The sequence below is a fragment of the Pseudomonas sp. IT-347P genome, from assembly GCF_949768005.1.
GTDB lineage: Bacteria > Pseudomonadota > Gammaproteobacteria > Pseudomonadales > Pseudomonadaceae > Aquipseudomonas.
Genome location: NZ_CATKPQ010000060.1, coordinates 146,085 through 165,860, shown reverse-complemented (window position 1 = coordinate 165,860; position 19,776 = coordinate 146,085). Strand labels below are relative to the sequence as shown.

Sequence of the window (19,776 nt, the reverse complement as noted above, 5' to 3'; positions counted from 1 at the left end):
TTTCAGGGCCTGTTGCTGATACGTGAGGTAGTTGAGTTCATGTCCTTTACCCGTCGCCAAATCCTCGGTGGCCTGGCCGGTCTTGTTGTCGTTGGTGTCGGTGCGGGGGGCGCGTCGCGTTATTGGCTGGGCAAAATGGCCGACGCCGAGGCGGGCCACGACTATGAGCTGATCGCCGCACCGCTGGACGTCGAACTGGTGCCGGGGCACAAGACCGAGGCCTGGGCGTTCGGCCCGTCGGCACCGGGTACCGAGTTACGCGTGCGACAGGGTGAATGGCTGCGGGTGCGCTTCATCAACCACTTGCCGGTGGCGACGACCATTCACTGGCACGGCATTCGTTTGCCGCTGGAAATGGATGGCGTGCCGTATGTCTCGCAACTGCCGGTGCTACCGGGTGAGTACTTCGATTACAAATTCCGCGTGCCGGATGCCGGCAGCTACTGGTATCACCCCCACGTCAGCAGCAGCGAAGAACTCGGGCGCGGGCTGGTCGGGCCGTTGATCATCGAAGAGCGCGAGCCGACCGGTTTCAAATACGAAAAGACCTTGAGCCTGAAAAACTGGCACATCGATGACCAAGGCAATTTCGTCGAATTCAGCATTCCCCGTGAAGCCGCACGTGGCGGCACGGCGGGGCGGTTGTCGACCATCAACGGTGTGCCGACCCCGGTAATCGAACTGCCGGCCGGGCAGATCACCCGGGTGCGTTTGCTCAACCTCGACAATACGCTGACGTACCGCATCAACATTCCCGGCGTCGAAGCGCAGATCTATGCACTGGACGGTAACCCGGTCGAGCCGCGCCCGCTGGGCAAGGAATACTGGCTGGGCCCGGGCATGCGAATCTGTCTGGCGATCAAGGCGCCGGCTGCGGGTGAAGAGTTGTCGTTGCGCAACGGCCCGGTGCGTCTGGGCACCCTGCGTTCAGTGGCCAATAACGATGCACCGACCGACTGGCCGAAAGCATTGCCGGCCAATCCGGTGGCGGAACCGGACCTGGCCCATGCCGAGAAACTCAACTTCAATTTCGAATGGGTCGGCTCGGTGTCGGTCAACGTCGACAATGGCCGGCCGCCGAGCCTGTGGCAGATCAACGGCAAGGCGTGGGACATCACCGACAAGACCTGCGCCGATCGGCCGATTGCCAGTTTGAAACTGGGTCAGAGCTATATTTTCGAGCTGAAAAACATGACCCAGTATCAGCACCCGATCCACCTGCACGGGATGAGCTTCAAGGTGATCGCGTCGAACCGGCACAAGATCATTCCGTACTTCACCGACACCTATCTGCTGGGTAAGAACGAGCGCGCGCAAGTGGCGCTGGTGGCTGATAATCCAGGGGTGTGGATGTTCCACTGCCACGTGATCGATCACATGGAAACCGGCCTGATGGCCGCCATCGAGGTGAAGTGATGCGCCAGATTCGCCCCGCCGCGATCATCGACCGCAGCCGCGATAACGATTTCATGCGCGAAGCCCTGACCCTCGCCGCACAAGGCGCAACTCTCGGCGAAGTGCCGGTGGGCGCGGTGCTGGTGCAGGACGGCGAGATTATCGGTCGCGGCTTCAACTGTCCGATCAGCACCAGCGACCCGAGTGCCCACGCGGAAATGGTCGCGATCCGTGCGGCCGCGCAGGCGGTGGATAACTATCGTCTGCCGGGCAGCACGCTGTATGTGACGCTGGAGCCGTGCAGCATGTGCGCCGGTTTGATCGTGCATTCACGGGTGGCGCGGGTGGTGTATGGCGCGCTGGAACCGAAAGCGGGGATTGTGCAAAGTCAGGGGCAGTTTTTTACCCAGGGCTTTTTGAATCACCGGGTGTTGTACGAAGGTGGGGTGTTGGCCGAAGAGTGTGGCGCGGTGCTGACCGAATTCTTCCGTGCTCGCCGAGCAAAAAGCCCCTCACCCTAACCCTCTCCCGGGGGGAGAGGGGACTGACCGAGCTGGATGGGCTAAGTCCGTCGACCTGAGACTCCGAGTCGAACTCAAGTTTTGAAAAGCCCAAAGATCGGCTCCCTCTCCCAGAGGTACAGGGGACTGACCGAGGTGATTGGCAGAAATATGGCGACCAGGATATCGAGTTGAGCCCAGATCTTGAAAAGCCCAGAGATCGGCTCCCTCTCCTTGGGGAGAGGGCTGGGGTGAGGGGTAGGCCCACCGCGGTGATCGGGAAAAATGCTTACTTTCTGGCAACAATCACCGCGCGCATCGGCGCCGGCAATCCTTCGATGGTTTTGCTGTGGTCCTCTGGATCAAGGAAATCACTCAGCGACTGGTACTTCATCCATTCGGTGCCGCGCTGTTCTTCGACCGTCGTGGTGCTCACATCCACACAACGAATATCGGTGAACCCGGCACGGCGCAGCCACAACTCCAGCGCCGGCACCGACGGCAGGAACCACACGTTGCGCATTTGCGCGTAGCGATCTTCCGGCACCAGCACCTGATGCTTGTCGCCTTCGACTACCAGCGTTTCCAGCACCAGTTCGCCGCCCTTGACCAGGCAATCCTTCAGCGCCAGCAAGTGTTCGATCGGCGAGCGACGGTGGTAGAACACGCCCATCGAAAACACCGTGTCGAAGCCTTCGAGGTTCGGCGGCAGGTCTTCGAACGGGAAGGGCAGGTGCCAGGCATTCGGCTCAGACAGGTAACGCTGCACGGCCTGGAATTGGCAGAAGAACAGCCAGTTCGGGTCGACACCAATCACGCTGTCAGCGCCGGCGCCGAGCATGCGCCACATGTAGTAGCCGTTGCCGCAACCGACATCGAGGATGCGTTTGCCCTTCAGGTCCAGATGTGGGGAGACGCGCGACCACTTCCAGTCCGAACGCCATTCGGTATCCACATGCACGCCAAACAGATCGAATGGCCCTTTGCGCCACGGTGACAGGCCCATCAGCGCGGTACGCATCTGTGCACGGGTTGCATCGTCGCAATCGGTGTCGAGTTTCAGACCGTTGAGCAGATCGACTTCGCTCGGCTGAATCTTCGGCAAGGCGTCGAGCGCACTTTGCCAGCGCTCCAGGTCGCCGTGGCCTTTCTCCATTTTCTTGTCGAGTTGCGCTTGCAGAGTGTTGGCCCATTCGGCCAGCGGTGTGCCGGCCAGACGGCGGGCGAGGGGGGACAGATCAATCATGGCAAGGCAATCAACGAGGCAAAGTTAAGACACTGGAACCACGGCACCACTTTCGAGAACCCGGCGGCCAGCAGGCGTTCGCGGTGTTCTTCGAGGCTGTCGGGCTTCATGACGTTTTCGATGGCGCTGCGCTTCTGGGCAATTTCCAGTTCGCTGTAGCCGTTGGCGCGTTTGAAGGCGATGTGCAGATCGGTGAGCAACGCGTGTTCTTCGGCATCGTTGAAGCGCAGCTTCTCCGACAGAATCAGCGCGCCGCCCGGCAACAGCGATTGGCGAATGCGCGAGAGCAACGCGGTGCGCTGATCCGGAGCGATGAATTGCAGGGTGAAGTTCAGCGCCACCACCGAGGCAGGCTGGAAGTCGAGGGCGAGAATGTCGCCTTCAATCACTTCAACTGGCAGCAATTCCTGGAACATCGAGTCCTGACCGTTGAGGTATTCGCGGCAGCGTTTGACCATCGCTGCTGAGTTATCCACAGCGATCACCCGGCAACCGTCGGTGCGCACGTGACGGCGCAACGCCTGAGTCACGGCACCCAGCGATGAGCCGAGGTCGTAGAGCACGCTGTTCGGCTGGGCGAACTGTGCGGCGAGCACGCCGAGGTTTTCGACGATGGTCGGGTAACCCGGTACCGAGCGCTTGATCATGTCCGGGAACACCCGCACCACGTCTTCGTTGAAGGCGAAGTCAGGCACCTGGGCCAAAGGCTTGGCGAAAATACGATCGGGTTCTTTGCTCACGGCGGTTCCGGCGGTGTCGGTGGAAAAGGCCGGCATTTTAGCCAAAGTGGCGTCGGGATGCTTGGGTTGTCTGATAAAGCGGCAAATCAAAAGATCGCAGCCTTCGGCAGCTTCTACATGGGAGTGCGGTTTTCTACAGGAGCCGCCGAAAGCTGCGATCTTCTAAAGGCTGGCGCGTTTACTTTGAGAGAACGCCGAGGCTGCAATGCCCCACTGGCCCAGCCAGTAACTGAGGATGATGACGTACGGCGCGGCGTGGAATGGCGATACGAAGCGATCGATACCGATCACGCTGTCCGAGAATACAAACGCCAGCGCACCACCCGCCGCCAGTAGCGCCGAACGTTGCGGCACTTCAGTTCCAAGACGAGCGAGGGCACGCCAGAGCATGGCGCTGATCGCCGTGCCATAAACAATCACCGGCACCAGCAATGGCCCAAGACCGCTGGAAATCAGAAGACCCAGCAGCACCGCCCCAACACTGAGAGCAAGCACCAGGGGCAGAATTGCCAGACGCTTGCAGTCAGTCAGATAAGCCTTCAGATAAGCCAGATGTGCCACCAGAAACGCGCCGAGGCCGAATACAAACAGGTCGCCGGGCCATGCCAGCAATACATCACCCAGCAGCGAGAAAATCAGACCCAGACTGATCCAGCGCCGGTATTCGCTGGGCGGCGCATCATGCAGCCAACCGAGCAACGCCAGCACCGGTAACGGTTTGACCAGCAGACAGAGCAACGCCGCGTGGGTGCTGGCACCGTAGAGAAACGTCACCGCCCCCATCAACGCCAGAATCAGCCAACCCACGTTCAGTTCACCGAAATGGCGCAGTCAAAGGTTTCCACCGGCAGCACTTCCGGCGCCCACGGCTGTTGCGAAGTCAGGCGCAGACGCCCGGTGCCGGGGGCAAACGCTTGAAAGCGCCACGTGGAAATTCCCGCCGCGCCGACCACGCCGGCATCTTCCGGATTGCTATAAACCTCGGGGCTGAGCGCGCGCAGCACGCCGCCAGCGGAATCCTGAATGGCCCAGCGATAACCCGTGGTCGGATTGCTTGGCAGCGTCACGATCAGGTTCTGCCCATTGGCAAGTTTCACGGGGCATTCGCTTTGTTTTTCCACGGTCACGTTGTGTTTCGGTTGCGTGGCACAGGCGGCCAGCAGCGAGAGGGCGAGGGGGAGAAACAGGCGAGTTGGGGACATAAGGTCAGCGGCTCCGGCGTTGTCGACGAACGGCGAGCATAACTGAAGATGAGACAAAGTGTGACAGTCAGTAACGTAGGGATAAGCGCTGAAAGAGGGTCAGGTCAGCAACCGGGCGGGATTGCACCAAAATTGGCGAATTATATTTATCGCCCTCTTCTGGCCAACCCGCTAACAGTCGCGAACCCGACGGTTGACTACTTCACTCGGTTTAGTCTGCTTTGTGGCAAGTTTTTTAATTGCCAGCCGGACGGTCGATAATGACTGTATCGATGCCCGCGACGAAGCGTCCATTCAACTGCTGGATCTCATTGCTACCGGACACCTCTCTCAATGTGATGTCGAATTTTTTTACGTTGTAGATCAACTGCCCAATCCCGTGCTCTTCAACATCAATCGTCAACGAACCCTGAGTGATCTCGTATTGAAGTGGAATCAGAGGCTTGAGTTCATCTTCCTCCCGTAAATACTCAATATAAGTAGAACTTTTGAAGTCGTCGGAACTGCCCCATGTATGAAGGCCGCTGGTGATATTCTTGCTCAATAGAAAAGTCAAATAGCGGTTGCTGAAATCAGCGTATTTATTGATGGAAAAGCGGATTGAACGAGCGTCGGTATAAAGACTGACGGCCATATCTGTTGAGTGAAGATTGATACCTCGGTTTGTTGAAAGATTCAGTTCGCCAATAAGGCGGTAAAAAGTTTTTGGCACAAGGATGGCAGATGGCATGCGGACATTCCTTTATGGTATCGAAGGAGGCCTGCAGATTATCCTGGTGCTGAAATTCTGGAACTACTGTCAATGTTGACAGGTTTTTATATTTGATCGCGATAGAGCTGCGTGCAAAGTGCTATAAAGGGCCAATGTCGAGGTGGGTGGATTCCGGAATCAGGGTGGTGCTACATGGGGGATCACAAAAGTGTGAACCCCCCAATTTCATCGGGATTGCGGTAACAACAAAGGAGACGCTAATGGGCTATCAGAACAGCACCTTCGCCACATCGGCAAACTTCTTGGCGAAGTGCACGGTAATCCCTTCCTTCAGATAATCCGGCAATTCCTCAAAGTTACCCCGGTTCGGTTCCGGCAGAATCAACTCGAAGATCTTCTGCCGACGCGCCGCAATTACTTTCTCGCGCACCCCGCCAATTGGCAGCACATGCCCGGTCAGCGTCAGTTCGCCGGTCATCGCCACGCCTTTCTTTGGTGGCTGATTACGCGCCAGAGACAACAACGCACTGGCCATGGTCACGCCGGCGCTCGGGCCGTCCTTCGGTGTCGCGCCTTCGGGGACGTGGAGGTGGACGAAGGCTTCGTCGAAGAACTTCGCGTCACCGCCGAATTGCTTCAGGTGCGAACTGACGTAGCTGTAAGCAATCTCCGCCGACTCCTTCATCACATCGCCCAGTTGTCCGGTAAGTTTGAAGCCACGGTTGAGCGTGTGAATTCGTGTGGCCTCGATCGGCAAGGTCGCACCGCCCATACTGGTCCACGCCAGGCCGGTAATGACGCCAGTTCCGGACAGCACTTGTTCGTTGCGGAACACCGGGTGCCCCAGCGAAGCTTCGAGATCTTTCGGCCCGAGCTTGATCACCGCTTTCGGGTCATCAATAAGCTTCATCACCGCTTTGCGCACCAGTTTGCCCATCTGCTTTTCCAGCTGACGCACGCCGGCTTCACGGGCGTAACCGTCGATCAAGGCTTTCAGCGCGGCGTCGCTGATGCTCAGGCTGCCCTTGGACACACCGGCCTTTTCCAGCAGTTTCGGCCACAGGTGACGTTTGGCGATGGCGACTTTTTCTTCGGTGATGTAGCCCGACAGGCGGATCACTTCCATCCGGTCCAGCAATGGGCCGGGAATCGAATCGAGGGTGTTGGCGGTGCAGACGAAGAGGACTTTCGACAAGTCCATACGCAGATCGAGGTAGTGGTCGAGGAATTCGACGTTCTGCTCCGGATCAAGCGTTTCCAGCAGCGCCGAGGCCGGATCGCCCTGGTAGCTTTGGCCCATCTTGTCGATCTCGTCGAGCATGATCACCGGGTTCATCACCTCGACGTCTTTCAACGCCTGCACCAGTTTGCCCGGCTGCGCGCCAATGTAGGTGCGGCGGTGGCCCTTGATCTCGGCTTCGTCGCGCATGCCGCCGACGCTGAAACGGTAGAACGGCCGGCCAAGGGATTCGGCGATGGATTTGCCGACGCTGGTTTTACCCACGCCCGGCGGGCCGACCAGCAGCACGATAGAGCCGCTGATCTCACCTTTATAGGCACCGACGGCGAGGAATTCGAGGATGCGGTCCTTGATGTCGTCGAGGCCCGCATGGTGTTTGTCGAGGATTTTGCGCGCGTGCTTGAGGTCGAGCTTGTCCTCGCCGTACACGCCCCACGGCACCGACGTCGCCCAGTCGAGGTAGTTGCGGGTAACCGCGTACTCCGGCGAACCGGTCTCGAGGATCGACAGTTTGTTCATTTCCTCTTCAAGGCGCTTCTGCACCTGCGCCGGCAGGACTTTGCCTTCCAGGCGTTGCTCGAACTGTTCGAGGTCGGCGCTGCGGTCGTCCTTGGTCAAGCCGAGTTCCTGCTGGATGACCTTGAGTTGTTCCTTGAGGAAGAACTCGCGCTGATGCTCGCCGATCTTGCGGTTAACTTCTGCCGAGATCTCTTTTTGCAGGCGCGCGACTTCGACTTCCTTGCGCAGCATCGGCAGGACTTTTTCCATGCGCTTGAGCATCGGTACGCAGTCGAGCACTTCTTGCAGCTCGGGGCCGGTGGCCGAGGTCAGCGCGGCGGCGAAGTCGGTCAGCGGCGACGGGTCGTTGGGGCTGAAGCGGTTGAGGTAGTTCTTCAGCTCTTCGCTGTACAGCGGGTTGAGCGGCAGCAGTTCCTTGATCGCATTGATCAGCGCCATGCCGTAAGCCTTGACCTCGTCGGTCGGCTCGGTGGGCTGGTGCGGGTATTCGACTTCAACCAGATACGGCGGGCGATGGTGTTTCAGCCAGGTCTTGATGCGTACGCGGCTCAGGCCTTGAGCGACGAACTGCAGTTTGCCGTTTTCGCGACTGGCGTGATGGACTTTGACCAGGGTGCCGTATTGCGGCAGGGCGTCGGTGTTGAAGTGGCGTGGGTCTTCCTGGGGCGTGTCCATGAAGAACAGGGCCAGGGAGTGGTGCTCGGATTTGCTGACCAGCTCGAGGGTTTCGGCCCACGGTTCTTCGTTGACGATGACCGGCAGGACCTGGGCCGGGAAGAATGGGCGATTGTGGATCGGGATGATGTAGACCTTGTCCGGCAGGTTCTGGCCGGGCAGGGCCAGGCCTTTGCCGGAGGAAGTGTGTTCGATGTGTTCGGCTTCGGTGTAGTCGTCGGGGTTTTCCGGGAATTCTTGCTGGTCGGTCATGGGGCACCTGCGCAATAGGGTATGGGTCTTAGATGGGGCAGGGGTTGGGTGGTTTCAATGGGGGGCGGTGTTTCTGCTTGTGTGTTCAGGGTTTTGACAGGGTTCACGCTTTGACTTGGCGGCCTTTGGGCCGACCATGTTGGGGGTGTTTGGTGTGTATATCCGTTATTGCGGGTGTTGCTGATTAGGGTTCCGCCCTGACGGCGGGTCACTTTTGACAAACGCCTCAAAAGTAACCAAAAACGCTTGCTCCTACGTACGGCCCGCTCGCTGGGGCTCGGGGTTCCTTCGCTGCGCGATCGATCCGGGCGCAGCGTCTCCGGTTTGCTTCGCTGCACCTCCTCTCGCTGTGTTTGGCTTCGCCAAACGGTCGCTGCGCTCCCACGCCCGGATCAATCCCTCCGCTCAGCCTTCCGACGTCGCCCGTGGATCAAGATCAAGATCAAGAGCAGGCGAGCTGACACTCGGCCTATTGAGTGGTGAAGAGCGGGGCGTGGTCGGCTTTGGATTTGTGGTGAATTTACCCCTCACCCCAGCCCTTTCCCGAGGGAGAGGGGGCCGATTTGTGGGCTTTTCGGGACCTGAGTTCGACTCGGTATTTCACGTCGGCGTATCTCTTCCAGTGCATGCGGTCAGTCCCCTCTCCCTCCGGGAGAGGGCTGGTGAGGGGCTGTTGATCTGTTTCAGAATCTGAGTTCAACACGGCAATCGCACGTCGGCGTAACTCTCCCAAACAATACGGTCAGTCCCCTCTCCTTCCGGGAGAGGGCTAGGGTGAGGGGCTGTTGATCTGTTTCAGAATCTGAGTTCGACTCGGTATCGCACGTTGGCGTATCTCTCCCAAACACCTCGATCAGTCCCCTCTCCCTCCGGGAGAGGGCTAGGGTGAGGGGCTTTTGATCTGTTTCAGAATCTGAGTTCGACTCGGTATCGCACGTCGGCGTATCTCTCCCAAACACCTCGATCAGTCCCCTCTCCCTCCGGGAGAGGGCTAGGGTGAGGGGCTGTTGATCTGTTTCAGAATCTGAGTTCGACTCGGTATCGCACGTCGGCGTACTTCTACCAAACACCTCGATCAGTCCCCTCTCCCTCTGGGAGAGGGCTAGGGTGAGGGGCTGTTGATCTGTTTCAGAATCTGAGTTCGACTCGGTATCGCACGTCGGCGTATCTCTCCCAAACACCTCGATCAGTCCCCTCTCCCTCCGGGAGAGGGTTAGGGTGAGGGGCTTTTCAGAGTTTGAGTTCGATTCGGTATTGCATGTCGGCGTGCGTCCTCCGTCAGTTTCCTCCCTGTGACGGAAAGGCAGACGCACGAATAACTCCGATGACTGAAGTCCTGACCTGCTGGTTAGATAGGGTAAGCCAGTTCTTGGAGAAAAAAGTATCCGTTACCGGTGAGCTCACGCGTTTCATCACCGTGGACTGCCTTGGCGGAAATTTTCAAGTCATCGAGGGAGTATAAGTACAGGCTGTCATTGAGTTGGCTTACAGCTATGCCGGAAGAGGATGTCACTTCGTAGTCATAAGGCTGAATACCTCGTTCGGTCACGACATATTCAAAGTAGCCAGCAATTGAAGGATCCAGCAACTTGCGAAGCGAGATGGAGAGTGCTCGTCGGCTCGATGAGCTGTGATTATCTTCGAACGAAAATTTGTAACCGCCGAGTGGGCTGACAGACGCAAAAATGCTGCTCGTCAGGTAGCTGGTCAGATTGACTGGGGTGCCGCCAATAGTGCCTTTTACATTAATGTTAAGAATACCGTTTACCCAGATTGCCGGGGATGCCTTTGGATGGGACATGGGGGCTTCCTGTAATGAGTGGGCGGGTAAAACCGGTGAACTGTCATGTCTGACAGTTTTTTATACTTCTTCGCGATGAGGTCTCTTGATATGGGTATATAGGAGCTGCAATGCTGATCAAGCACAGGACCGGGGCTGCCCGCGTATGCGCCGCTTCAGTCGACTGGTTTGCTGGCTGAAACAGCCTGTTCGCGGGCAAGTTTGTGCCAGGGTTAAACCGTATGGTGGGTATGGTTGAGTTTCGAGTTATCAAGCACCCGAGGGCGTGCGGATATATTAATCAGCGCCATTCAATGGAAACGGTCTAAAAACCTGTCAGACCTGACAGTTATATGTCTCTCAAATCAGCCCTTACCATTGCCACTTTACTGAGTAATTCAATGGAGCTGAAAATGACTGGTAAACGTATTGTTACACCGGGTACGACGGGAGAATTCAACGCGAAGATTCAGGGGCACCCTGATCTCGCGGTGAACTCCATCAACGTTTCTTTTTCTGGTGGCAATCTTCACATTTCCGCCAGGGAGGGTGATTTCTTCAATTTCAGATCCCTTTATTTAATTTTCAAACTTGACGAGTCAAACAAGACGCTCACTTTTGATCGGCTCCTTTATATCGGTGAATCTGAAACTACCTCCGGTTTCGCGAAGTTGCGATCCGAATTAACGACAGCCAAAACGTTCAATATCGACTTTGATGTGGAAAAAGGAACCTACAAAGGTTCGTTTAATGGAGTCATCCCTACAGAAGTGGGAGGCGAGCGGGATATTCTCTGCAGTTTTGATTTGCTGTCGACCCCGTAAGCCTATAGCGCTAGTCAATGGGCGCGTAGAAAGCCGCGCGCGGGTGGGTTTGCAATGGCAGGCCATTGCACACCACTCAGGCGCCTGGCTTGTCATTCTCAGCCTTGAGCAGGTAGCTCAAGGTTGTCCAGCACGCGGTTTACCGCCAGTTCTGCCAACATGATGATCTGCTGAATCGCAAGAATCGTGCGCCGCTGCGGCAGGTCGATGTAGGCGGCTATGTCGCTGGTCATCAGGCTCGCCTGGGCCAGTGTTCGCAGGCGTGGACCAGCAGGCTTTCGCTGTCCTGTTCAGGGGCGACCTGGAACATGGTGCTGGGTTTGTGGAAGCGCAGGGTGAGGGCGTTGGGTTTGAGGTAGTGGTCGAGAGCGCGGTCGGCGGCTTCGTGGAATCTTTTCGAACCGGGGAATTCGTAGGGGGTGGTGTCTTCGGTTTCTGGCGGATTGGGTGTTGGCTTTTTCATGATGAATACTCAGTTGGTGAAAATGGAGCTGCCTTCGATTGCCGCGACGCAATCTGAGGTGGCAGCTGTACGCGGGTTCGCGGACCGATAACTGAGAAATCGGCATACCTCCAAGGACGGTATCCCGCGCACAGCCGCCATGACACTAACAACGGGCACCGAGGTGCCGTCAGGTTGGCGATTATGCATCAGTTATCGGGCCGCGACGCCCGTTCGCTGAATTTGCAGCGACCCCCCGAGCCTATCCAGCCGATTTCCGAGGCACAACCGACGCGACTTGTCGGAAAACTCTCGCTGACAATGCGCTTCTGTAGGACGAATACCGTCCTTTGTAGGAGTGAGCCTGCTCGCGATGGCGGTAAATCAGTTACCGAAGATATTGACTGACATACCGCTATCGCGAGCAGGCTCACTCCTACAGGGTTTGTGGTGAATTCTGAAATGGCGTGCACAAAAAAGGCGATGTCCCTCACGAGACATCGCCTTCATTTTTACCGCCGCTGAATCTTATTCCGGCAGTTTGTAGGCAATGATGTAATCGCCCATTTTGGTGCCCAGCGAACCGTGACCGCCGACAACCAGCAGCACGTATTGCTTGCCATCCTTGCCGGTGTAGGTCATCGGAGTCGCTTGACCACCCGCCGGCAGACGCGATTTCCACAGCTCTTTACCGCTGTTCACGTCGTAGGCGCGCAGGTATTGGTCGAGGGTGCCGCTGAGGAAGCCAACACCGCCGGCAGTCACCATCGAGCCGCCCATGCTTGGCACGCCGAGGGTGAAGCCGATCGGGATTGGCGAGCTGTCGCGGCTGGTGCCGTTCTTGCGTTTCCACACGACTTTGCTGGTGGTCAGGTCGATACCGGCCACGTAGCCCCAGGCCGGGGCCTGGCACGGTACGCCGAATGGCGACATGAACGGGTGCATGATCACCGCGTAAGGGGCGCCGGTATTTGGCTGCACGCCAGCGGTTTCGCTTTCGCGTTTGCTGCCGGCGGCGACTTGCTCGCGTGGCACCATTTTCGAAACGAAGGCCATGTAATTCGGGCTGGTGAACAGCATTTGGCGAACCGGGTCGACCGACACGCCGCCCCAGTTGAACACACCAACGTTACCCGGATAGATCAGGCTGCCCTGTTCCGATGGCGGGGTGTACTGGCCTTCGTAACGCAGTTCTTTGAACTGGATCCGGCACAGCATCTGGTCGAACGGGCTCGCGCCCCACATGGCTTTTTCGGTCAGTTCCGGGGCCAGCAGGTTGAGGTCCGAACGGGCCTGGGTCGGTGCGGTGTGGTCGCCTTTCACGGCGCCTTGCGGGACCGGGATTTCCTTGATCGGGATGATCGGCGTGCCGTCACGACGGTCGAGGACGTACAGGCTGCCCTGTTTGGTCGGGGCGATCAGCGCCGGTTTCACGCCGTCGGCGGTTTTCATGTCGAGCAGGGTTGGCTGGCTGCCAACGTCCATGTCCCACAGGTCGTGGTGGGTGAACTGGTAGTTCCAGCGCACTTTACCGGTGGCCAGGTCCAGCGCAACGACACCGGCGCTGAATTTCTCGGCGCCCGGGGTGCGGTCAGCGCCCCACTGGTCTGGGGTCTGGTTGCCCAGTGGCAGGTAAACCATGCCGAGTTTTTCGTCGACACTGGCCAGCGACCACATGTTCGCCGAGTTGCGGCTGTAGGTTTCGCCCGGTGCCAAGGGCTCGGTGGCGTCTGGCTTGTCGCTGTCCCAGTTCCACACGAGGTGACCGTCGCGCACGTCGAAAGCGCGGATCACGCCCGATGGCTCGTTGGTCGATTCGTTGTCGGTGACGTGACCGCCCATGATCACCAGATCACGGGTAATCGCCGCTGGCGAGGTGGAGTAGTAGCCGCCAGCGGTGAACGGGCCGATGCCTTGGGTCAGGTCAACCACACCTTTGTTGCCGAAGCCTTCGCAGATCTTGCCGGTGTCGGCATTCAGGGCGATCAGGCGGGCATCAGCGGTTGGCAGGTACAGACGGCGCGGGCAAGCCTGAGCAACGGCTTTGCCGGCTTCGGAAATCACCGCGGAAGCTGCGTTTTCAGACTTGGCGTAGGCGGCTTCGTCGTAGTACGACACGCCACGGCAGGTCATGTGGGCGAAGCCTTTGAAGCCGACCGGGCTCTTGATCTGCGGGTCGAAGCGCCACAGTTCTTTGCCGGTGTCCGGGTCCAGGGCCAACACTTTGCTGTGCGCGGTGCAGGCGTAGACCATGCCGTTGGCTTTGAGCGGGGTGTTTTCGTTGGTCAGTTCGACCGGGTCATCCGCGGTCGGCAGGTCGCCGGTCTGGATGCGCCAGGCTTCTTGCAGCTTGCCGACGTTGGCCGGGGTGATCTGCTTCAGCGGCGAGTAACGGTCACCGAACTCGGTGCGGCCATAGGCCTGCCAGTCGCCATCAGGCATGGCTGGCGCGGTGCTGGTGGTGCCCGCCGTGTCGCGACCCAGTTCGCCGAAGGTTTCGCCCGGATGGGTGAACAGGCTGGCCAACGCGGTTACACCGGCCAGGACCACAGCGATAGTCAAACCACCGGTGCCCATCGGCGCTGGGCCGTTGAGCAGCAACGGGCGACGGAACCATGGCAGCAGCATGACGAAGCCGAGGACGAACCACAGGGCCAGACGTGGCACCAGTTGCCACCAGTCCAGACCGACTTCCCACAGCGCCCAAACGGTGCTGGCAAACAAGACAATGGCGTACAGGCCCAACGCCGCGCGACGACGCATCAGCAACAGAATGCCGCTCAGCGCGATGCCGATACCGGCCAGCAGGTAGTACAGCGAGCCGCCGAGCATGCTCAGCTTGACCCCCCCGGCCAGCATGGCCAGGCCCATCAGTAGAAGCAGAATGCCGAGCAGGCTCGGTAGCAGACGGCCCCGACTCGAAGCACTTTCGGTGCTCATAGTGTGATTCTCCGTGACGTTTATGTAGTCCCGCGCTGTAGTCACTTTAGATGACGATTTGGCACAGGCATGGTTCAGATAAAAACTTGTCTAGCTAACGAATTTCATAAATCCCCATTGTGGGAGCGGGCTTGCTCGCGAAGGCGTCGTGTCAGTCGATGCATGTGCCTTCTGACACACCGCTTTCGCGAGCAAGCCCGCTCCCACATTCGGGATTCGCGTAAACCTTTAGAACGACGACTGGATCTTGATCCCGCCGATCAGGGCGTCGTCGACGTCGTTCACGCCACCGGGGTGGCGGATGTATTGCAGGTTCGGGCGCACGGTCAGCCAGTTCGTCACATGAACGCCGTAATACAGCTCGGCGCTGTATTCGGTGTCTTGCGGCGGCAGGAAGGACGGGTCGTCGTAGTCGTACACGGCGTTGGCGCGGTTACTGGCTTCGGCGTTTTTGCGGAAGGCCGGGTTGACATGCACGCGGGCGAGGGCGAAACCGATGTCGTCTTTGGCGCGCGCATCGAACGGGCCTTTGTAGGTGATGCCGGCCTGCACGTAGTTGTCGATCGCGTTGGTTTTCTTGTCGTGCATCGTGCCGTTGGCAAATACGCTCAGGCCGCGGCTGTTGTCGCTGGCGACGCTGGTGATCTGCTGCTGGATGCCCAGCCACACGCCGTGTTTGCTCGACGCGCTGCGGTAGGCTTCGCCGCTGAGGGCCGCCGGTTGGCCGTGGCTGTCTTTATAGACGTCGCTGGCGTTGGCGTTGCTGTAGTAGTAACCGGCGCGGTATTCGCCCGGCAAACCGTTGAGTTTCGGCGTCCACACCAGTTCGATCGGCAGGATCGCGCCTTGGGTGCCGCTGCCGCTGAGTTTGAAGCCGTTGCCGCGATCGAGGTTCGACGGGTTCTGCTCGTAAGCGCCGACTTGTGCGTACAGCTCCGGGGTCAGATGATATTTGACGCGCAGCGCCCATTGGCTGACCGGCCAGTTGTACCAGATGCCACCGACCCAGTTGCCGACCTGGGAGCCGCAGAACGCCAGGTTCTGGAAGTCGCAGGGGAAGCTGTTGAAGTCTTCGCCTTCGCCGAAACGGCCGACCTTGATGTCGAGTTTCTGATCGAAGAATTTCTGCTGGTACCACATCTGCGTCAGGCGTGTGGTCTGGCCACGGCCCCAGACTTCTTGCGCGGACGTGAAGCCGCCAACGCGCGGGTCGTTGATGCGGTCGTTGCTGATGTTGTTGCCGCTGCGCTTGGTGATGGTCAGTTGAAATTCGGCGTCGTCCCAGCCGAGGATCTTTTGCAGGTCCAGGTGTGTGCCCAGGCCGAACTGATCGCTGTAGCGCGCCGTGCGGTCGTGGTCATAGCCGCCGTGCAGGTTGCTGCCCATTTCGCCGGTGTAATCGAGCTTGAAGTCGTAGCCTTTTTCCGAGAGTTCGGTGCGCGTGCCGTTCCAGTCACCGAGCATGTACGGTGATTCGCTGTCGAACGCGGGCGCCGCTTGCGCGCAGGTGGCGAGGCTCAGAGCGGTGCAGCCGCCAAGGGTGCGCAGGGTGGAGATAGCGCTGTCTCTGGAGAAGGAAAAATCAGGCATGGGTCGGTCTTTTTTGGTGTTTTCGGGGTGCGAGCTGAGTGCTTCAATAAGTCGCAGGCAGTGAAGCGATTCAGCGGAAGGGCGGCAGGATAATGATCTGTTACAAAAACACAAAGGCCTTTTGTGAACATGCAGCGTTTCGGATTCGGTAACAGTGCGGCAAACGGGCGCATTGTCGGCCGGTTCGCAGCCTGCGATCTTTTCAGGTTGGCCTACATTTGAACTCAGGCCTTCCACCCGATCACCCCCTCGGCTAAGGTGCGCGGCTTGTGCATTTTCACTTCGTCCAAAGGCCTGGCATGAACGAACACACCCCCGACCCGCTGCACGGCGTCACCCTTGAACAGATCCTCAACGCACTGGTGGCCCATTACGAATGGTCGGGGCTGGCCGAGCGCATCGATATTCGCTGCTTCAAGAGCGACCCGAGCATCAAGTCGAGCCTGACGTTTTTGCGCAAAACCCCATGGGCGCGGGAGAAGGTCGAGCGTTTGTACGTGAAGTTGATGCGCACCAAGCGACCGCTCTGACATGGACGCCAGTTGTTGGCGCCGTCGCCTGATCACCTGCGCCGCGGTATTGGGCTGGGCGGGGTTGGGCATTCAGCTTTACCTGATTCTCTTTGCGCGTTTGAGCGTCGGCGCCAGCCTGTTGGGCGGGCTGGTGAGCTTTTTCAGTTACTTCACGATTCTGACCAACACGCTGGTGGCGACGGTGCTGACCTGTGCCGTCACCACGCGTGAATCCGCGGCGCGCCGCTGGTTTTTGCAGCCGTGGGTCAGCAGTGGGATTACCGTGAGCATTGTTGTGGTCGGTCTCGCCTACAGCATTTTGCTGCGGCACTTATGGCACCCGGAAGGCTGGCAGTTTATTGCTGACGAATTGCTGCACGATCTGATGCCGTTGCTGTTTCTGGGGTATTGGTGGTGCTGCGTGCCCAAGGGCACGTTGCGCTGGTGGCATCTGCCGGTGTGGCTGATTTATCCGCTGGTGTATTTCATCTACGCCTTGCTGCGCGGGCATTTGCTCGGTGCGTATGCGTATCCGTTCATTGATGTGGCGGTGTTGGGTTATCCACAGGTGCTGATCAATGCGGGGGGGATTCTGGTGGGGTTTGTGCTGATCGGGTTGGCGCTGATCGGCCTCGACCGCTGGGAATCTGCACGAAGCTAAAGCACTTGTAGGAGTGAGCCTGCTCGCGATTGCGGTCAATCAGTCACAAATTTATTGACTGACACTCCGCTATCGCGAGCAGGCTCACTCCTACAGGGGATATCACTCTTCTTCGGGAGTGCCCTCGGCGCGCCAGTAGCCGACCGCTTTGATCAGTTGCTCATCCAGCCCATGCTCATCGATCAGCACCCGGCGGATCTGCCGCGAAACCTTGGTTTCGGTCGCCACCCACGCATACAGATTGCCTTTAGGCACCTGCAATTGCTTCACCGTGGTCAGCAGATTGTCGCGGCCACCCTCGCGCAACACCCAGATCACATTGACCTGCGCCGCGCTTTCGAGCACTTGTTGCTCGGCACCGTTTTCCACTTCGATCACCACCAGCGCCTTGCGATTGGCCGCCAGGCCTTCGAGGCGGCGGGCGATGGCGGGCAGGGCGGTTTCATCGCCGATCAGCAGGTAGCTGTCGAAGATGTCCGGCACGATCATCGAACCGCGCGGCCCGCCGATGTGCAGGAATTGACCGGGTTGGGCCTGTTCCGCCCAGGTCGACGCAGGGCCGTCACCGTGCAGGACAAAGTCGATATCCAGTTCAAGTGTGTCGAGGTCGTAGCGGCGCGGCGTGTAGTCGCGCATCTCCGGCATCGGCCCGTCGCCCTTGCCAGCGCCGAGCTGCATCGTCTCCAGCGCGGCGGCCTGTTCGGCGTTCTGCGGGAACAACAGCTTGACGTGATCATCCGTGCCCAGGCTGATGAACCCGGCCAGTTCCGGCCCGCCGAGGGTGATGCGACGCATGCGTGGGGTCAGGTCGGTCACCCGCAGGACTTCCAGCTTGCGGCGTTTGATTTCGTGCATCACGCGGTGAATGGTTTGCGTATCGACTGCAGTCATTCGCTTTTCTCCGAAACAGGTTGAACGGCAGGGCCGTCGACGATGGCTTTCGCGGTGTCGTTGAGCAGGTCACGCACGCGCAGGATTTCTTCCGGGCTCCAGCGCCCGTGGTGCAGTTGCAGGGCGTGGCGCAGGTTGTGCACCGCCTCGTGGATTTCCGGCGGACGGTCATGGCCGCGCAGCGAACGTTTGCTGACATCGATGCGCATGCGCACGCCATCCAGCGCCACCGCTTGCTCACTGAGTGATAAACGTCCGGTCTCGGTGACGCTGTAGCGTTTTTTACCGCCCTCGGCGTCGCCGCTGATCAGTTCGCTTTCTTCCAGAAACGTCAGGGTCGGGTAGATCACGCCCGGACTCGGGCTATACGCACCGTCGAACATCCCCTCGATCTGGCGGATCAGGTCGTAGCCATGGCAGGGCTGTTCAGCCACCAGCGCCAGCAGCAGCAGTTTCAGGTCCCCGGGGGCAAATACCCGCGGGCCGCGGCCGCCGCGTTCACGTCCGGGACGCTTTTCAAAGCCGTCGCGGCCGTCGCCGTGTTCGCGGTGGGGGGAATGATGGTCTCTCATCTTCGTCTTCTCTCGTCATCTTTAGATACAACTTAAGATATATCTTAAGGCTGGCGCAAGACGTTTTTTGGCTGGTCTGCGGTTGCCGGACGAGCGGCGCGGTTCCGTTGGAATGCAACCCATCAATTTTGGCAAATGCTCGCTGCGGATAACTTTGCGGTTAAAGTCAAAGCTCTATTTAATTTGAGCAAGTATTCTAAAGTTCAACTAATTGCCTATGAGGTCTAGGTCAAAGTGCTGTATGGTTTTTTAACTTTATCTGTATGTAGGGCATCACTTACAGGCGCTGTTTCGAATGTCGTTATTTTGTTCTTTTTTCTTGCGGGTCATGGGGTTGTTTAACTACGAGCTTATAGGAAGTTACTTGCTTACTTTCCAGAGCTGAGAGCGGATGATGCCCCGGCATTGAAAGTTCAAGTTGATCTGGCTCAACTCCCCTGGCGTTTGACTTGAACTTTCAATCATTCCTTCTCATCAAGAAAACAAGGTACTGAACGATGTTCAAGAAAATCGCAATCGCTGCTCCGTTGGCACTTCTGGCCCTGGGTTCTTCGGGAGCGTTCGCCGCTGGTGAAGCCGCTCACTCGATCAACATCATCGCTCACGTGCCGACCAACGGCTTCTATGTGGTGCCGACTGACCCGGATCTGGTCAACAAGGATCAGGACATGAGCTATCAGCCGAGCACCGGCAAGATGGGCGAAGTCAATGGCTTCTTCGACGTGCGCAACAACAACGGTTCGGTTCACGCCAGTGTCGATACCGCGCCGAAACTGATCTCCGGTTCGAGCACCATCGATCTGCAAGTGGCGATCAACAACAAAACCCTCACCACCACGCCACAGGAAGTTGTTGGCGAAGCGGAATCCGATGTCAACTTCCGCGCGCCACTCAAGATCAGTGCCATCGGCTCTAACTTCCAGCCGGGTGATTACACCGGTGTTGTCGCGCTGACTTTCGACGCCGTTCCTCCGGTCATCACTCCTTGATTGAGTGATCCGGTATCTGACGCTGACGTTTCGCCAGTGTTAACCACCGGGGCAGCGCTGTCTGCCCCCGGTGGACTTCCACCGTTCGTAATCA

Annotated in this window: 18 protein-coding genes and 1 pseudogene; 6 read left to right on the top strand and 13 right to left on the bottom strand. The window is 58.5% G+C overall.

Annotated elements, in window-relative coordinates; translation table 11 throughout:
* Positions 1-39: 39 nt before the first annotated feature.
* Both ACM6IV_RS27690 and tadA read left to right on the top strand, forming a co-directional pair.
* On the top strand, positions 40-1,416 hold the full coding sequence (locus tag ACM6IV_RS27690; protein ID WP_414872518.1) for a multicopper oxidase family protein: 1,377 nt from the start codon (positions 40-42) through the stop codon (positions 1,414-1,416).
* On the top strand, positions 1,416-1,916 hold the full coding sequence (gene tadA / locus ACM6IV_RS27685; protein ID WP_414872517.1) for a tRNA adenosine(34) deaminase TadA: 501 nt from the start codon (positions 1,416-1,418) through the stop codon (positions 1,914-1,916). The genes ACM6IV_RS27690 and tadA overlap by 1 nt, the downstream gene beginning before the upstream one ends.
* 268 nt (positions 1,917-2,184) lie before the next feature.
* On the opposite strand, the gene cmoB is transcribed toward tadA, so the two are convergent.
* The 8 genes from cmoB to ACM6IV_RS27645 form a co-directional block, all read right to left on the bottom strand.
* Entirely contained in the window at positions 2,185-3,141 is a 957-nt protein-coding gene (gene cmoB / locus ACM6IV_RS27680) for a tRNA 5-methoxyuridine(34)/uridine 5-oxyacetic acid(34) synthase CmoB (protein WP_414872516.1), read from the bottom strand.
* Positions 3,138-3,917: a carboxy-S-adenosyl-L-methionine synthase CmoA gene (gene cmoA / locus ACM6IV_RS27675; protein WP_414872592.1), complete on the bottom strand. Its 780-nt coding sequence runs from the start codon at positions 3,915-3,917 to the stop codon at positions 3,138-3,140. Before cmoA ends, cmoB begins: the two co-directional genes overlap by 4 nt.
* A 126-nt stretch (positions 3,918-4,043) precedes the next feature.
* On the bottom strand, positions 4,044-4,688 hold the full coding sequence (locus tag ACM6IV_RS27670; protein ID WP_414872515.1) for a lysoplasmalogenase: 645 nt from the start codon (positions 4,686-4,688) through the stop codon (positions 4,044-4,046).
* A 2-nt stretch (positions 4,689-4,690) separates the two neighbouring features.
* The gene (locus ACM6IV_RS27665) at positions 4,691-5,083 is read right to left on the bottom strand and encodes a protease inhibitor I42 family protein (RefSeq protein ID WP_414872514.1); all 393 of its coding nucleotides are present in this window, start codon (positions 5,081-5,083) and stop codon (positions 4,691-4,693) included.
* A gap of 235 nt (positions 5,084-5,318) precedes the next feature.
* Positions 5,319-5,813, bottom strand: coding sequence for a hypothetical protein (locus ACM6IV_RS27660; protein WP_414872513.1), 495 nt, complete (start codon positions 5,811-5,813; stop codon positions 5,319-5,321).
* 250 nt (positions 5,814-6,063) lie between these two features.
* Complete coding sequence (lon, locus tag ACM6IV_RS27655) at positions 6,064-8,481, bottom strand: endopeptidase La (protein WP_414872512.1); 2,418 nt, start codon at positions 8,479-8,481, stop codon at positions 6,064-6,066.
* Positions 8,482-9,164: 683 nt separating this feature from the next.
* Complete coding sequence (locus ACM6IV_RS27650; RefSeq protein ID WP_414872511.1) at positions 9,165-9,794, bottom strand: hypothetical protein; 630 nt, start codon at positions 9,792-9,794, stop codon at positions 9,165-9,167.
* A 35-nt stretch (positions 9,795-9,829) separates the two neighbouring features.
* Positions 9,830-10,282 carry a hypothetical protein gene (locus tag ACM6IV_RS27645; protein ID WP_414872510.1) on the bottom strand — a complete coding sequence of 151 codons (453 nt, stop codon included), beginning with the start codon at positions 10,280-10,282 and terminating at the stop codon, positions 9,830-9,832.
* Positions 10,283-10,674: 392 nt separating this feature from the next.
* On the opposite strand from ACM6IV_RS27645, the gene ACM6IV_RS27640 reads away from it, so the two are divergent.
* Positions 10,675-11,085 (top strand): hypothetical protein, encoded by a 411-nt coding sequence (locus ACM6IV_RS27640; RefSeq protein WP_414872509.1) that lies wholly within the window; start codon positions 10,675-10,677, stop codon positions 11,083-11,085.
* Between the two features lie 98 nt (positions 11,086-11,183).
* On the opposite strand, the pseudogene ACM6IV_RS27635 reads toward ACM6IV_RS27640, so the two are convergent.
* The 3 genes and pseudogenes from ACM6IV_RS27635 to ACM6IV_RS27625 all read right to left on the bottom strand — a co-directional run bounded on the left by ACM6IV_RS27635 (position 11,184) and on the right by ACM6IV_RS27625 (position 16,057).
* A pseudogene (locus ACM6IV_RS27635) lies at positions 11,184-11,548 on the bottom strand (DUF6124 family protein).
* A 507-nt stretch (positions 11,549-12,055) separates the two neighbouring features.
* Positions 12,056-14,467: a glucose/quinate/shikimate family membrane-bound PQQ-dependent dehydrogenase gene (locus ACM6IV_RS27630; protein WP_414872508.1), complete on the bottom strand. Its 2,412-nt coding sequence runs from the start codon at positions 14,465-14,467 to the stop codon at positions 12,056-12,058.
* Between the two features lie 228 nt (positions 14,468-14,695).
* The gene (locus ACM6IV_RS27625; RefSeq protein ID WP_414872507.1) at positions 14,696-16,057 is read right to left on the bottom strand and encodes a carbohydrate porin; all 1,362 of its coding nucleotides are present in this window, start codon (positions 16,055-16,057) and stop codon (positions 14,696-14,698) included.
* Between the two features lie 299 nt (positions 16,058-16,356).
* On the opposite strand from ACM6IV_RS27625, the gene ACM6IV_RS27620 reads away from it, so the two are divergent.
* Positions 16,357-16,587, top strand: a complete 231-nt coding sequence (locus ACM6IV_RS27620; RefSeq protein ID WP_123453874.1) for a VF530 family DNA-binding protein — start codon at positions 16,357-16,359, stop codon at positions 16,585-16,587.
* A 1-nt stretch (position 16,588) separates the two neighbouring features.
* Entirely contained in the window at positions 16,589-17,230 is a 642-nt protein-coding gene (locus ACM6IV_RS27615) for a Pr6Pr family membrane protein (protein ID WP_414872506.1), read from the top strand.
* Positions 17,231-17,332: 102 nt separating this feature from the next.
* On the opposite strand, the gene ACM6IV_RS27610 is transcribed toward ACM6IV_RS27615, so the two are convergent.
* Together ACM6IV_RS27610 and ACM6IV_RS27605 are read right to left on the bottom strand one after the other, a co-directional pair.
* A complete protein-coding gene (locus ACM6IV_RS27610; protein ID WP_414872505.1) occupies positions 17,333-18,121 on the bottom strand; it encodes a siderophore-interacting protein in 789 nt (262 codons plus the stop codon).
* Entirely contained in the window at positions 18,118-18,693 is a 576-nt protein-coding gene (locus tag ACM6IV_RS27605) for a PadR family transcriptional regulator (protein ID WP_414872504.1), read from the bottom strand. Before ACM6IV_RS27605 ends, ACM6IV_RS27610 begins: the two co-directional genes overlap by 4 nt.
* A 497-nt stretch (positions 18,694-19,190) precedes the next feature.
* Between ACM6IV_RS27605 and ACM6IV_RS27600 the strand changes: the two genes are divergently transcribed.
* Complete coding sequence (locus ACM6IV_RS27600) at positions 19,191-19,682, top strand: CS1 type fimbrial major subunit (protein ID WP_414872503.1); 492 nt, start codon at positions 19,191-19,193, stop codon at positions 19,680-19,682.
* Positions 19,683-19,776: the final 94 nt, after the last annotated feature.

Excerpts from the sequence above, each read along its gene's own strand:
- ACM6IV_RS27690 (WP_414872518.1), top strand. The coding sequence starts at position 40 with ATGTCCTTTACCCGTCGCCAAATCCTCGGTGGCCTGGCCGGTCTTGTT.
- tadA (WP_414872517.1), top strand. The coding sequence starts at position 1,416 with ATGCGCCAGATTCGCCCCGCCGCGATCATCGACCGCAGCCGCGATAAC.
- cmoB (WP_414872516.1), bottom strand. The coding sequence starts at position 3,141 with ATGATTGATCTGTCCCCCCTCGCCCGCCGTCTGGCCGGCACACCGCTG.
- cmoA (WP_414872592.1), bottom strand. The coding sequence starts at position 3,917 with ATGCCGGCCTTTTCCACCGACACCGCCGGAACCGCCGTGAGCAAAGAA.
- ACM6IV_RS27665 (WP_414872514.1), bottom strand. The coding sequence starts at position 5,083 with ATGTCCCCAACTCGCCTGTTTCTCCCCCTCGCCCTCTCGCTGCTGGCC.
- ACM6IV_RS27660 (WP_414872513.1), bottom strand. The coding sequence starts at position 5,813 with ATGCCATCTGCCATCCTTGTGCCAAAAACTTTTTACCGCCTTATTGGC.
- lon (WP_414872512.1), bottom strand. The coding sequence starts at position 8,481 with ATGACCGACCAGCAAGAATTCCCGGAAAACCCCGACGACTACACCGAA.
- ACM6IV_RS27645 (WP_414872510.1), bottom strand. The coding sequence starts at position 10,282 with ATGTCCCATCCAAAGGCATCCCCGGCAATCTGGGTAAACGGTATTCTT.
- ACM6IV_RS27640 (WP_414872509.1), top strand. The coding sequence starts at position 10,675 with ATGACTGGTAAACGTATTGTTACACCGGGTACGACGGGAGAATTCAAC.
- ACM6IV_RS27630 (WP_414872508.1), bottom strand. The coding sequence starts at position 14,467 with ATGAGCACCGAAAGTGCTTCGAGTCGGGGCCGTCTGCTACCGAGCCTG.
- ACM6IV_RS27625 (WP_414872507.1), bottom strand. The coding sequence starts at position 16,057 with ATGCCTGATTTTTCCTTCTCCAGAGACAGCGCTATCTCCACCCTGCGC.
- ACM6IV_RS27620 (WP_123453874.1), top strand. The coding sequence starts at position 16,357 with ATGAACGAACACACCCCCGACCCGCTGCACGGCGTCACCCTTGAACAG.
- ACM6IV_RS27615 (WP_414872506.1), top strand. The coding sequence starts at position 16,589 with ATGGACGCCAGTTGTTGGCGCCGTCGCCTGATCACCTGCGCCGCGGTA.
- ACM6IV_RS27610 (WP_414872505.1), bottom strand. The coding sequence starts at position 18,121 with ATGACTGCAGTCGATACGCAAACCATTCACCGCGTGATGCACGAAATC.
- ACM6IV_RS27605 (WP_414872504.1), bottom strand. The coding sequence starts at position 18,693 with ATGAGAGACCATCATTCCCCCCACCGCGAACACGGCGACGGCCGCGAC.
- ACM6IV_RS27600 (WP_414872503.1), top strand. The coding sequence starts at position 19,191 with ATGTTCAAGAAAATCGCAATCGCTGCTCCGTTGGCACTTCTGGCCCTG.